Origin of the sequence: Bradyrhizobium sp. MOS003 (assembly GCF_003020125.1) — a bacterium.
Lineage (GTDB): Bacteria > Pseudomonadota > Alphaproteobacteria > Rhizobiales > Xanthobacteraceae > Bradyrhizobium.
Genome location: NZ_PYFW01000010.1, coordinates 66,613 through 78,941, shown reverse-complemented (window position 1 = coordinate 78,941; position 12,329 = coordinate 66,613). Strand labels below are relative to the sequence as shown.

Here is a 12,329-nt window from a genome sequence, read left to right as displayed (position 1 = left end):
TGCCGTCGGACGATCTACCGCTTCAGCTGCCATCGCCGCAGCGCCACAACGGCCCAGATCGCTTCGACCAGACCGAACGGCCAGGCGCCCTGCAGAAAGCCGTAAGCCGAACCGAGCACGCAGGACACGGCGAACAGCACAACGAACCAACGGCTGCGATCTTCCAGGGCGTAACTGATCAGCATCGCCGTGACGGCGAACAGGCCGAATAATGTCAGCGCATCCATGTTCCGGGTTCACTCCGCGGCGCGACGCGTGATATGCGCTACGTCATGCCTGCTCTTATCCTGCCCCTCGTCGATGCTGCAACCCACTGGCCCGCGCGCGGCGCGCTGGTCGGGCTCGACCTCGGCACCAAGACCATAGGCGTTGCCGTATCCAACGCGGATCGTCGGCTCGCAACCGGAGTCGAGACGATCCAGCGCAAGGCGTTCAAGCAGGACGCGGCCCGGTTGCTGGCGATCGCGGCCGAACGCAAGGTGGTCGGCTTCGTGCTCGGCCTGCCCATCAACATGGACGGCAGCGAGGGCCCGCGCGCGCAATCCACCCGCGCCTTCGCCCGCAATTTTGCCGGCCTCACACCCCTTCCCATCGGCTTGTGGGACGAGCGCCTCTCGACTGCGGCCGTCGAGCGCGAGCTGATCGGCATGGATGTCAGCCGCGCCAAGCGCGCCGAGGTGATCGACGAGCACGCCGCGATCTTCATTTTGCAGGGCGCGCTCGACCGCCTCGCCAATCTCCGTCCCGGGGCCGCCTGACCGATGGCCGTCGTGATCGCGGCGCTGCTGCCGGTCTTCATCCTCATCGTGCTTGGCGTGGTCTTGAAGCGCAGCCTGATGCGGCTTGACACGCAATGGCATGGGCTGGAGCGGCTGACCTATTTCGTGCTGTTTCCGATGCTGCTGATCCAGACGCTGGTGAAGGCCGATCTTTCCAAGGTGCCGGTCGCCGGTGTCGGCGGCGCGCTGCTGCTGTCGGCGCTGGCGATGTCGCTGCTCTGCCTCGCACTCCGCCCTGCCCTGGCGCGGCTCGATATCGAGGGCCCTGCCTTCACCTCGATCTTCCAGGGCGCGACGCGTTGGCAGACCTACGTGGCGCTGTCGGTCTCCGCCAACCTGTATGGCGATGTCGGGCTGGCGCTGGCGTCGGTGGCGATGGTCGCGATCATTCCGCTGGTCAACGTTTTCAGCGTCGCGGTGCTCGCACATTACGCAGCGCCCGAGAAGCAGTCAGCCCGGACCATCGTCATGACGGTGATCCGCAATCCGCTGATCTGGGCCTGTGTCATCGGCCTCGCCATCAACGTCATGCATCTCCCATTGCCGAAGATCTGGCACGAAGTGGCCGACGCGCTCGGCCGCTCCTCGCTCGCGATCGGGCTGCTCGTCACCGGCGCGGGCCTGCAGCTCAAGGGACTGCTCCGTCCCAGTCTCGGCGCGACGCTTGGCGTGGCGTTCAAGCTGGTGCTGATGCCCTTGCTCGCCTTAGCGCTCGCCGTGTGGTTTGGGCTATCAGGCAACAGTCTTGCGATCGTCGCGATCTGCGCGGCAGTCCCGACCTCTCCCAGCGCCTATGTCCTCGCCCGCCAGATGGGCGGTGACGCGCCGCTGCTGGCGCAAATCATCACGCTGCAGACGATTCTGGCGGCGATCACGATGCCGATCGCGATCGCGCTGGTGGCCCACTAAAGCGCCTCTTAGAGAGCCCACCTCCTCGGCTGTCCGTGAGGCAACGGCCAGCCTCAGCTCCCCAGCCACATCGTCAGCACCACAGCGGTCAGATTGTTCATCGCGTGCAGCGCGATCGTGAGCCACAGTGAATTCGCGCGATAGCGCATGTAGCCGAACCACAGTCCGATGGTGAAGACCTCGGCGAGGAAGTAGATGTCGTATTGCAGATGCACGACCGTCCAGACCAGCGACGACAGCAGGATCGCGCCTGGCACGCGCAAAAAGCTCGCCGACCAGCCGCGAAAGAGGAAGCCGCGCGCCAGGATCTCCTCCGACATCGGTGCGGCCACGCTGAAGGCGAACAGCAGCAACAGGGCCGCGCCCTTGTCGCGGCCCGATTTCAACAGATCGGTCATGAAGCCCGGCGTCGCCTCGCGGCCGAGCGCGCGCGACATCGTCTCCCAGACCACGACGATCAGGATGAGGCCGACCGCACCGAACAGCAGCGGCTTCCAGGACGGCCAATGCAGCGCGAGATAATCGACGAAGGAGGCCTTCTTGATGGCAATGGCGAGCCACACCGCCAGAAGCGTTGCGGGCAGTCCCATGATGACCGAGAGCGCGAGCGCCTGCGGCTCGTGGCCGATCGCCTGGACCGAGGCGAGGTCCATGGGAAGACCACGCAGCGCCGCCAGCAGGACGACGGCGCCGATCTGCCCGACGAACATTGCGACGAAGACGAAGAGGCCCCACAGCGCGGTGCCCCAGAACAGCCAGACGCGCGGCGGCGCAGGCGTCACGGTCAGCGGCGGATTGTCGGGATTGAGGGTATCCATCAGGAAGCTTTCGTTCGGAAGACTCACGGCAGCGCCCGCTCCAGCAGCGTGCGGGCCTCACCGCTCTCGAGCTCGACGGCGCCGTACATGCTGGCGTGACTGGCCGCAAGGCGCGTGCTCGCGAACAGTTCGGCATTGCGCGGCGACACGCCGTTCAACGCCGCCGCAGCGGCCAGCAGCGCCAGCCTCTCGACGGCGAGGCGCGCGACGCGCTCGCCATCGGCGCGCCGAAAAGTCTTGCCGATGAAGCTGGCCGTCTCGCCTGCCCCAGGCAAACCCTTCGTCTCGGCCGCAAGCGATTGCAACACAGCCGTCGCTGCCTTCGGCTCGCGCGAGAGCGCGCGCAGCACGTCGAGGCACATCACGTTGCCGGAGCCTTCCCAGATCGCGTTGACCGGCGCCTCCCGGTAATGGCGCGCCAAAATGCCGTCCTCGACATAGCCATTGCCGCCGAGGCACTCCATGGCTTCATAGAGGAACGGCGGCGCACTCTTGCAGGTCCAGTATTTGATCGCGGGCGTCAGCAACCGCATATAGGCGGCCTCCGCCGCATCGTGCGGCGTCCGGTCGAAGGCGCGGCAGAGCCGCATCACCAGGGCCGTGCTCGCCTCGACATGCAGCGCCATGTCCGACAGCACCGCCTGCATCAGGGGCTGGTCGGCCAAATGCTTCTGGAACACGCTGCGGTGACGGGCGTGATGCAGTGCCTGCGCGAGCCCCGAGCGCATCAGGCCGACCGAGGCGATCGCGCAGTCCTGCCGCGTCAGCTGCACCATCTGGATGATGGTGCGGATGCCCTTGCCCTCCTCGCCGACCCGTTCGGCGTAGGCACCTGTGAATTCGACCTCGGACGAGGCATTGGAGCGATTGCCGAGCTTGTCCTTCAACCGCTGGAACTGGATCGCATTCACGGAACCATCCGGCGCGAAGCGCGGCATGAAGAAACACGTCAGGCCCTGTTCGGCCTGCGCCAGCACCAGGAACGCATCGCACATCGGCGCCGACATGAACCATTTGTGGCCGGTGATGCGATAGGCTTCGCCGTCACGGACGGCGCGCGTCATGTTGGCGCGCACGTCGGTGCCGCCCTGCTTCTCGGTCATGCCCATGCCGAGCGTCATGCCCCGCTTCTGCCACCAGGGCGCAAAGCTCGGGTCGTAGTTCCGGGTCGACAGCACCGGCATCACCTTGCCGAGCAGATCCGGCTGCATCGCCAGCGCACCGACCGAGGCGCGCGTCATCGTGATCGGACAGAGATGGCCGGTCTCGACTTGGGCCGCCATGTAGAATTTTGCCGCGCGGATCACTTCGGCGGCATCGCCCGCCGGTTTGCCGTTCGCAGTCCACGTCGAATTGTGCACGCCGGCATGGGCGCTGTGCGCCATCAGCTCGTGATAGGCCGGGTGAAACTCGACCTGGTCGCGGCGATTGCCTTTTGCGTCGAAGCTGCGCAGCTTCGGTGTATACTCGTTGGCGACGCGCCCGCGATCGGCCATCGCGGCCGAGCCCCATTGCTTGCCGAACTCGGACAACTCGCGTTCCGCCGCCGCGCCACCGTTGACCTTCACCGCATCGACCAGCGGCCGATCGACAGTGAACAGATCGACATCCTCGAACGGCGGCGACTGGTTGAAGACCTCGTGGGTCGCAAAGCTCGGCTGGCTCATCAGGTTTCCTCGGGGCGGAATCAGTTCCGCCGCGGCTGGATCGGAAAATCATAGGGCGCCCCGCCGGCCCCCGGCAGGGAAAAATGCCACCACTCCTTCGCATAGTTCACAAAGCCTTGCCTGGCCATCGCAGCCACCAGCCGCTTGCGCCAGGCGCGCTGCTCCGGCGTGACCGCCGGTGCCGCAGTATGGCCCTTCGGGTCGGTACAGTCGTAGCCGGTGCCCATGTCGACACTGCCTTCGGGTGCCCGCGCTTCGACCGGCGCGGTGCAATCGGCATAGCTCTTCGACGGGTCGTACTTGCCTGAATTGTCGGCTTTGAGATCGACCAAAGTGAGATCGAGCGCGGCGCCCGTCGAATGCTGCGAATGGCTCGCGATGTAGCCGAGGCGGAAAAGCTCGGTCTTGGGGATCTTGGGATTGTAGCGCCGCTCGGCCGCGGTCTCATGACCGTTCTGCGACCACTTGACCATATCGAGCGAGGCCCGCGCCGGCCGGTAGCAGTCGAACATCTTCAGCGAGAGATTTTGCGCCGCCAGCTCCGCTTGCAACGCCTTCAGTCGCAGCCCGACCTCGCGCTTCACCACGCATTCACCGGCATTGTAGCCAGCGAGGGGACGGCCGATGAAATTGTTCGCTGTGGCGTAGCGGATGTCCTGGAGGATGCCGGGATCGATCTCGCGCAGGTAGACGAAGCCGCCGGGGAGCGATTGGGCCTGGGCAGCGCCAACACATGCTGCAACCAAGAGCGCTGTCAGAGTTGTCTTCAACGGGGGCCTCCACATCGTCATGGCCGGGCCTGTCCCGTCCATCCACGGTCTTATTTGCGTCAAATGCGATAGAAGAACGTGGATGCACGGGACATAGGCAAGCGGAAGCGACGCCGTCCTTCGGACGGCTATGCCCTGGCATGACGATCGACGTCGTAGCAGACTCCTCAGGGGATAACTCATCGTCCCGGCATTGGCCCTTGCCCCCCCAGCCATCCGCGCCTATAGCTCTCGCTTTAATGACATCGAAATCAACCTTCGTCCTCGGCCACCGGCATTTGCTGGGCATCGAGGGCCTTTCCGCGGCCGACATCAGCGGCCTCCTCGACCTGTCCGAAGAATATGTCGAGCTCAACCGCCAGGTTGACAAGAAGCGAACCGTCCTGCGGGGACGGACGCAGATAAACCTCTTCTTCGAGGCCTCGACCCGGACCCAGTCCTCATTCGAGCTCGCGGGAAAGCGACTCGGCGCCGACGTCATGAACATGTCGGTCGCGTCCTCGTCCATCAAGAAGGGCGAGACGCTGATCGACACCGCGATGACGCTGAACGCGATGCACCCGGACATCCTGGTGATGCGTCATCACGCGTCCGGCGCGGTGGAACTGCTGGCGCGCAAGGTTGACGGTTCCGTGATCAATGCCGGCGACGGCGCCCATGAGCATCCCACGCAAGCCCTGCTCGACGCGCTGACGATCCGCCGCAACAAGGGCCGAATCGAAGGCCTCGTGGTCGCGATCTGCGGCGACGTGCTGCATTCGCGTGTCGCCCGCTCCAACATCATCCTGCTCAACACGATGGGCGCCCGCGTCCGCGTGGTCGGCCCCACCACCCTATTGCCGCCCGGCATCGAGCGGATGGGCGTCGAGGTCGCGCGCGACATGCGCGAGGGGCTGAACGGCGCCGACATCGTCATGATGCTGCGGCTCCAGCGCGAGCGCATGAACGGTTCCTTCGTGCCGTCGACCTCGGAATATTTCCACTATTTCGGGCTCGACCAGAAGAAGCTCGCCTACGCCAAGCCCGACGCACTCGTGATGCATCCCGGACCCATGAACCGCGGCGTCGAGATCGACTCGATCGTGGCCGATGGCGCCCAGTCCCTGATCCGCGAACAGGTGGAGATGGGCGTCGCCGTGCGCATGGCGGTGCTGGAAGCGCTCGCCCGTAACCTGCCGAACGCGTGATGCCGATGTTGACCGATCGCCGCCCCATCCTGCTCGCCAATGCCCGCGTCGTCGATCCCTCCAGGGATTTCGACGGGGTCGGCGACGTCCTGATCGCCGACGGCGCTATCCGCGAGACCCGCCGCGGCATTGGAGCTGCCGGCGTCCCCGAAGGCACCGACATCGTCAACTGCGCCGGCAAGATCGTCGCGCCCGGCCTGATCGACATGCGCGCCTTCGTCGGCGAACCGGGCTTCAGCCATCGCGAGACCTTTGCCACCGCGAGCCAGGCGGCCGCGACCGGCGGCATCACCACCATCATCTGCCAGCCCGACACCTCTCCGGTGATCGACAATTCGGCGACCGTCGACTTCGTGATGCGCCGCGCCCGCGACACCGCGATCGTCAACATCCAGCCGATGGCAGCCCTCACCAAGGGCATGCATGGCGAGGAGATGACCGAGTTCGGTCTGCTCAAGGCGGCGGGCGCCATCGCCTTCAGCGACAGCGACAAAAGCGTGACCAATGCGCAGGTGATGCGCCGGGCGCTGACCTATGCCCGCGATTTCGACGCGCTGATCGTGCACTACACCGAGGATCCCGATCTCGTCGGCGAAGGCGTGATGAACGAGGGCGAGTTCGCCTCGCGGCTCGGCCTGATGGGCATCCCGAACGCGGCGGAAGCCGTGATGCTGGAGCGCGACATGCGCCTCGTCGCTCTCACCGGCGGCCGCTATCACGCGGCCTCGCTGACTTGCATCGACTCGCTCGAGATCCTCCAGCGCGCCCGCGACGCCGGCCTCGCCGTCAGCGCCTCGGTCTCGATCAACCATCTGGCGCTGAACGAGAACGACATCGGCCCCTATCGTTCCTTCCTGAAATTGTCACCGCCGCTGCGCAGCGAGGACGACCGCCGCGCGCTGGTGGCGGCCGTGGCCTCCGGCCTGCTCGACGTCATCATGTCCGACCACAATCCCCAGGACGTCGAGGTCAAGCGCCTCCCCTTCGCCGAAGCCGCTCCCGGCGCCGTCGGTCTGGAAACCATGCTGCCCGCCGGCCTCCGCCTCGTGCACAATGGCGAGTTGGACCTGAAGACGCTGATCCGCGCGATGTCGACCCGCCCGGCCGAGTTGCTCGGCCTTCCTGGCGGAACCCTGCGCGTGGGTAGCCCGGCCGACGTCATCGTGATCGACCCCGATGTGCCGTGGATCGTCGATCCCGCCGACCTCAAGTCGCCCTGCAAGAATACCCCGTTCGACGAGGCTCGCTTTACAGGCCGCGTTGTGCGCACCATTGTCGGCGGTCGAACGGTGTTTGAGCATGTCTGACGTGCGCAATCGTTTGAATTGGAAGCCGGTACTTTGGAGACGCAGCCGTGGGGCTTGAAGCATTTTTGCCAATGGCCTTCGTCATCGGCTACCTCCTCGGCTCGATCCCGTTCGGGCTGGTTCTGACGAGGCTCGCCGGCACTCAGGATATCCGTTCGATCGGCTCCGGCAGCATCGGCGCCACCAACGTGCTGCGCACGGGCAGCAAGGCCCTTGCCGCGGGCACGCTGTTGCTCGATGCGCTCAAGGGCACCGCGGCCGTGGTGATCGCCGGCTACATCGCAGGACCCAATGCCGCCATGGTCGCCGGGCTCGGCGCCTTCCTCGGACATCTCTTCCCGGTCTGGCTCAAATTCAAAGGCGGCAAGGGCGTGGCCGTCTATATCGGCATCCTGCTCGGCCTGTTCTGGCCCGGCATGGTGGTGTTCTGCCTGATCTGGCTGGCGACCGCCTTCACCACCCGCTACTCCTCGCTCTCCGCACTGGTAGCGGCATTCGTCACGCCGATGTTCCTGTGGTGGTTCGGCCATCTCGCATTGGCCGCGCTGACGGCGCTGCTGACGCTGCTGACGTTCTACGCGCACCGCGAGAACATCAAGCGCTTGCAGACCGGCAAGGAGAGCCGGATCGGCGAGAAGGCGTAGCCACGTCGCGAACCGCGTCGAGCTAAAGTCTTCGAAGCCAGGGCATCTACGGATACCGAGGCTTGTCTCCGCATTATATGTCAAATCCTGTTCGCAACTGCCGGCCTGCCCGCGGCCGGGAGTAGCGAACAGGTTCCATGCCTGTCATCCTGACAGTGGAAATGACGTGACGCGGTTGCTCTGAATGAGCGAAAAGATTGACGGCACCCATGACGAAGCTGGCTTGCAGGGCACTGCAGCGAGCCGGCTGCTGTCGACGACCTGCATCTGGTCCGATGCCGCCGCACCGCCTCCAGCGCCCATAGCCGTTTCGCCGCCCGCGCCCGCCGCACCTGCGCCGGTCGAGGCTGTCACGCGGGCTGCTCGGGTTGAGCAGGCTCGTTCCAACCCATGGCCGCCGCGAAAGCTCTCGCTGGCGCTACAGGGTGGAGGCACCTTTGCCGCCTTCACCTGGGGCGTGCTGGAACGGCTGCTGGAAGAACCGATCGAGATCGACACTATCAGCGGCGCCAGCGCCGGCGCCATCAATGCGCTCCTGCTCGCTTCCGGCCTCGCGGAGGGCGGCCGCGAAGCTGCCCGGGCACGGCTGAGCCGATTCTGGCTCCGCCTTTTGCACGAGGCCTCGTTCCGCTCGCTGATGCTGGTCGGTGGCTTCTCGCCGGCGGGAAGCTCGGTCGCGTTCGGCCCGACCTTGCGCTCCGGCCGATTCGATCCGATCGATCTCGATCCGCTGCGGCAGGCGCTGTCGCGCGATATCGATTTCGCCGCCCTGCTCAATCCGGACTGCCCAAAGCTTTTGATCGCGGCGACACGGATCCGCGACGGACAGCAGCAGATCTTCCGCAACGAGGCCATCACCGCCGACGTCGCACTGGCCTCGACCTGTCCGCCGCTGGTGCATTGCGCCGTCGAGATCGAGGGCGAAGCTTATTGGGACGGCGGCTTTGGCGGCAATCCGCCGTTGCTGCGGTTGGCGCAGGAGACCTCGACGGCCGACGTCCTGCTCGTCCAGGTCACGCCGGCGCGCGACAGCTACGTGCCGATCACGCTCGCCGCGATCGACCGCAGGCTGGACCAGATCGCGGCCAACGCCGCGCTCAATGCCGAGATCGCCGCGATCGAATGGGCGCAGGCGCATGCCGCGCCGTCGCTGCGCCTCACCAGGATCGCTGCGGAAGATTCCGTTGACGGCCTGGCGCAACGTTCATCGACCGATCTCGGCCGCGGCTTCATTCGTCTTCTGCACCGGAGCGGTCGCGCGGCGGCCGAGGGATGGCTCGGGCAAGGCACGTCCTCGACGCTAAATGCCGCGCGCCGAGCCGCTGAACCGGCGTTAGCCTGACTTCGCGAGCGCGTTCTCCAGGAACCACGCCGTCGCAAGTGCGACCGGATCGTTGCCGAAGCGCGCGATCACCTGCACGCCGACCGGCAGGCCGCCGACCTTCAGCACCGGCACGTTGACGCAGGGATTGCCCATCAGCGTCCACAGCCGGTTGTAGCGGGGATCGCCTGTGCTCGCGAGCTCCTTGGCCGGCGGCGTGCCCGGCGCGGAATAGGTCAGGAGCACGTCGACGCCCTCGAATACTTCGCTGAGCTCGCGGCGGCCGCGGCGGCTGATCCTGCGCGCCTCGTCGTATTCTTTCGGCGTCAGATGGACGGTGGCATCGAGGCTTGCCCGCAGCATCGGCGCGATCTCGTCGTGACGCTCCGAAAATTCCCACGCCAGCGCGCGATGCGCCTCGAAATCCTGGACGATGGGATGGATGCGCCAGGCCTCCTGCACCGCCTCGGGCAGATCGATCACCTGCACGCTGGCACCGGCGCGCTCCGCCGCCTTGATCGCGGCCTGCAAGCCCTCTTCGGCGGCCGGCTCCACGGCGCCTGCAAACTCCTGCCTGACCACGCCGATGCGCGGCGCCTTGGCCGGTACGATACCGGCAAACTCGGTGCGGCCCGTCATCGCCAACAGTCCGCGCGCGAGATCTTCCGCACGCGATCCGAACAGGCCGACGGTGTCGAGCGCCCACGAATAGCATTTCACGCCGACCGTCGGCAGCATGCGAAATGACGGCTTGATCGCGGCGGTCCCGCAATAGGCCGCGGGCCGGATCACGGAGCCGCCGGTCTGGGTGCCCAGCGCCAGCGGGATCATGCCGGCACCGACCGCTGCCGCCGAGCCCGAGGACGAGCCGCCCGGCGTATGCCCGAGATTGTGCGGATTGAGTGTCCGGGTCGGATCGCGCGAGGCGAAGGCCGTGGTGGTGGTCTTGCCGATGATGGTGGCGCCTGCCCGCTTCAGCATCATCACGACCGGCGCATCGGCGCGCGGCTGCCAGCCGCGATAGATCTCCGAGCCCATCTCGGTCGGCATGTTGGCAGTGTCGATGATGTCCTTGATGCCGACCGCGATGCCGCGGAGCGGGCCGGAGCCTTGCGCCTTCGCAGCCTTGTCGTGACGGACGAAGGCGTGGACGTCCTTCTCCCTGGCCTCGATCGCCGCATGCGACTGGGCGATGGCGGCTTCAGGCGAAAGCTCGCCCGCTTCGATGCGGCGCAGGACGTCGGCGAGTGAGATCATGGCAATACCCTTCTTATTGGCATCGCTTTTAGCATTGCGATGCGGTCACGCAAGCGCACGAACCCGTTGCCCACGCCCTCAGGTTGTTCCATTCTGCGCCCGCAAGGAGCTGCCGTGGACGCCATCAACCCAAGTGTGGAGCTGACCGAAGCCGAGCGGATCGACCGACTGCGGCTGATCCGCTCCGACAATGTCGGGCCGCGCACCTTCAAGTCGCTGGTCGATCATTTCGGCACCGCGCGTGCCGCGCTGGAGCGGTTGCCTGATCTGGCGCGCCGCGGCGGCGCGCAGCGGTCGGGGCGCATCTGCAGCGCGGACGAGGCCAGGGCCGAACTCGCCGCGAGCCGCAAATTCGGCATCGCCTGGCGCGCGCCCGGCGAGCACGGCTACCCGGCCCGGCTGGCCATGATCGACGATGCGCCACCGCTGCTCGCGGTGCGCGGCGACACCAAAACCCTGATGCGGCCGATGATTGCGATCGTCGGCTCGCGCAACGCCTCCGGCGCCGGGCTGAAATTCGCAGGCCTGCTGGCGCGAGAACTCGGCGAAGCCGGCTTCATGGTCATCTCCGGGCTTGCGCGCGGCGTCGATCAGGCCGCGCATCGCGCCAGCGTCGCAAGCGGCACCGTCGCGGTGCTGGCCGGCGGCCACGACTGCATCTATCCGCCCGAGCATGGCGACCTGCTCATGGCGATCCTCGACAACGCGGGCGCTGCGATCTCCGAGATGCCGCTCGGCCACGAGCCGCGCGCCCGCGACTTCCCTCGCCGCAACCGGCTGATCTCGGGCGCCTCGCTCGGCGTCGTCGTGGTGGAAGCCGCGCACCGCTCGGGCTCGCTGATCACCGCGCGCATGGCGGCCGAACAGGGCCGCGAGGTGTTCGCGGTGCCGGGCTCGCCGCTCGATCCGCGCGCCGCCGGCGCCAATGATCTGATCAAGCAGGGCGCGACCCTCGTCACGGAAGCTGCCGATATCGTCAACGCGATCGCGCCGATCATGGAACGGCCGCTGATGCACCCGATGAGCGAGCCCGACAGCGAGCCGTTCGAGACCGATCCGCAAGGCCACGACCGCGACCAAATCACCGGCCTGCTCGGCCCCACGCCCATCTCGATCGACGATCTCGTGCGGATGTCCGGCGCCTCGCCCGCGATCGTGCGCACCGTGCTGCTGGAGCTCGAGCTTGCCGGCAAGCTGGAGCGTCACGGCGGCGGGCTGGTATCGCTGCTTTAGCTGTCGTTGCGCTGATCGAACTTCGTGCGCGCCGCCTCGATCTGCATCAGATGGTCGATCGCCCACTCCCCGAGCGCTTTCACCGGCTGTTGCAGCCCGCGGCCGAGATCGGTCAGTTCGTAATCGACGCGTGGCGGAATGGTCGGAAAGATCGTGCGCGTGACCAAGCCGTCGCGCTCCAGCCCGCGCAGCGTCAAGGTCAGCATCCGCTGCGAGATGCCGTTGATCATGCGCTTGAGCTCGTTGAAGCGTTTCGGCCCATCGCTGAGCATCATGATGACGAACACGCTCCATTTGTCGCCGACGCGCGACAGGACCGAAGCCACGCCGCGGCAGTCGGCGTGGTCCGGATCCGGCAGCCTCGGTGCAGGCAAACCGGTGTTCTCAGGTTTCAAGGATGTGCCCATGGCTCAAAAAAGTGCGTTCTTGCGGGGATT

At 66.4% G+C, this 12,329-nt stretch carries 13 protein-coding genes; 7 read left to right on the top strand and 6 right to left on the bottom strand.

The window, feature by feature from the left end:
* Window positions 1-14: 14 nt before the first annotated feature.
* A complete protein-coding gene (locus C7G42_RS30045; RefSeq protein ID WP_106952517.1) occupies window positions 15-227 on the bottom strand; it encodes a hypothetical protein in 213 nt (70 codons plus the stop codon).
* Window positions 228-272: 45 nt separating this feature from the next.
* Between C7G42_RS30045 and ruvX the strand changes: the two genes are divergently transcribed.
* Window positions 273-758, top strand: a complete 486-nt coding sequence (gene ruvX, locus C7G42_RS30040) for a Holliday junction resolvase RuvX (RefSeq protein WP_106952614.1) — start codon at window positions 273-275, stop codon at window positions 756-758.
* Window positions 759-761: 3 nt separating this feature from the next.
* Window positions 762-1,688: an AEC family transporter gene (locus tag C7G42_RS30035; RefSeq protein WP_106952516.1), complete on the top strand. Its 927-nt coding sequence runs from the start codon at window positions 762-764 to the stop codon at window positions 1,686-1,688.
* A 53-nt stretch (window positions 1,689-1,741) separates the two neighbouring features.
* On the opposite strand, the gene C7G42_RS30030 is transcribed toward C7G42_RS30035, so the two are convergent.
* Genes C7G42_RS30030 through C7G42_RS30020 form a run of 3 tightly spaced genes read right to left on the bottom strand, consistent with a single transcriptional unit; the run spans window position 1,742 to window position 4,958 of the window.
* Window positions 1,742-2,506, bottom strand: coding sequence for a CPBP family intramembrane glutamic endopeptidase (locus tag C7G42_RS30030; protein WP_106952515.1), 765 nt, complete (start codon window positions 2,504-2,506; stop codon window positions 1,742-1,744).
* Window positions 2,507-2,529: 23 nt separating this feature from the next.
* Window positions 2,530-4,173 carry an acyl-CoA dehydrogenase family protein gene (locus tag C7G42_RS30025; protein WP_106952514.1) on the bottom strand — a complete coding sequence of 548 codons (1,644 nt, stop codon included), beginning with the start codon at window positions 4,171-4,173 and terminating at the stop codon, window positions 2,530-2,532.
* A gap of 20 nt (window positions 4,174-4,193) precedes the next feature.
* Window positions 4,194-4,958: a M15 family metallopeptidase gene (locus C7G42_RS30020; RefSeq protein ID WP_199581223.1), complete on the bottom strand. Its 765-nt coding sequence runs from the start codon at window positions 4,956-4,958 to the stop codon at window positions 4,194-4,196.
* 224 nt (window positions 4,959-5,182) lie between these two features.
* Here C7G42_RS30020 and C7G42_RS30015 point away from each other — a divergent pair, with 224 nt between their 5' ends.
* From C7G42_RS30015 to C7G42_RS30000, 4 genes are all read left to right on the top strand, one after another.
* The gene (locus C7G42_RS30015) at window positions 5,183-6,130 is read left to right on the top strand and encodes an aspartate carbamoyltransferase catalytic subunit (protein ID WP_094977536.1); all 948 of its coding nucleotides are present in this window, start codon (window positions 5,183-5,185) and stop codon (window positions 6,128-6,130) included.
* A gap of 5 nt (window positions 6,131-6,135) precedes the next feature.
* A complete protein-coding gene (locus C7G42_RS30010) occupies window positions 6,136-7,437 on the top strand; it encodes a dihydroorotase (protein ID WP_199581222.1) in 1,302 nt (433 codons plus the stop codon).
* Window positions 7,438-7,484: 47 nt separating this feature from the next.
* Complete coding sequence (gene plsY / locus C7G42_RS30005) at window positions 7,485-8,081, top strand: glycerol-3-phosphate 1-O-acyltransferase PlsY (protein ID WP_106952511.1); 597 nt, start codon at window positions 7,485-7,487, stop codon at window positions 8,079-8,081.
* A 184-nt stretch (window positions 8,082-8,265) separates the two neighbouring features.
* Window positions 8,266-9,423: a patatin-like phospholipase family protein gene (locus C7G42_RS30000; protein ID WP_106952510.1), complete on the top strand. Its 1,158-nt coding sequence runs from the start codon at window positions 8,266-8,268 to the stop codon at window positions 9,421-9,423.
* On the opposite strand, the gene C7G42_RS29995 is transcribed toward C7G42_RS30000, so the two are convergent.
* On the bottom strand, window positions 9,415-10,659 hold the full coding sequence (locus C7G42_RS29995; RefSeq protein WP_106952509.1) for an amidase: 1,245 nt from the start codon (window positions 10,657-10,659) through the stop codon (window positions 9,415-9,417). The two genes, C7G42_RS30000 and C7G42_RS29995, sit on opposite strands and share 9 nt — an antisense overlap.
* A gap of 90 nt (window positions 10,660-10,749) precedes the next feature.
* Between C7G42_RS29995 and dprA the strand changes: the two genes are divergently transcribed.
* Window positions 10,750-11,892 (top strand): DNA-processing protein DprA, encoded by a 1,143-nt coding sequence (gene dprA / locus C7G42_RS29990; RefSeq protein ID WP_106952613.1) that lies wholly within the window; start codon window positions 10,750-10,752, stop codon window positions 11,890-11,892.
* On the opposite strand, the gene C7G42_RS29985 is transcribed toward dprA, so the two are convergent.
* Window positions 11,889-12,299 carry a winged helix-turn-helix transcriptional regulator gene (locus C7G42_RS29985; protein WP_106952508.1) on the bottom strand — a complete coding sequence of 137 codons (411 nt, stop codon included), beginning with the start codon at window positions 12,297-12,299 and terminating at the stop codon, window positions 11,889-11,891. The genes dprA and C7G42_RS29985 overlap by 4 nt on opposite strands.
* Window positions 12,300-12,329: the final 30 nt, after the last annotated feature.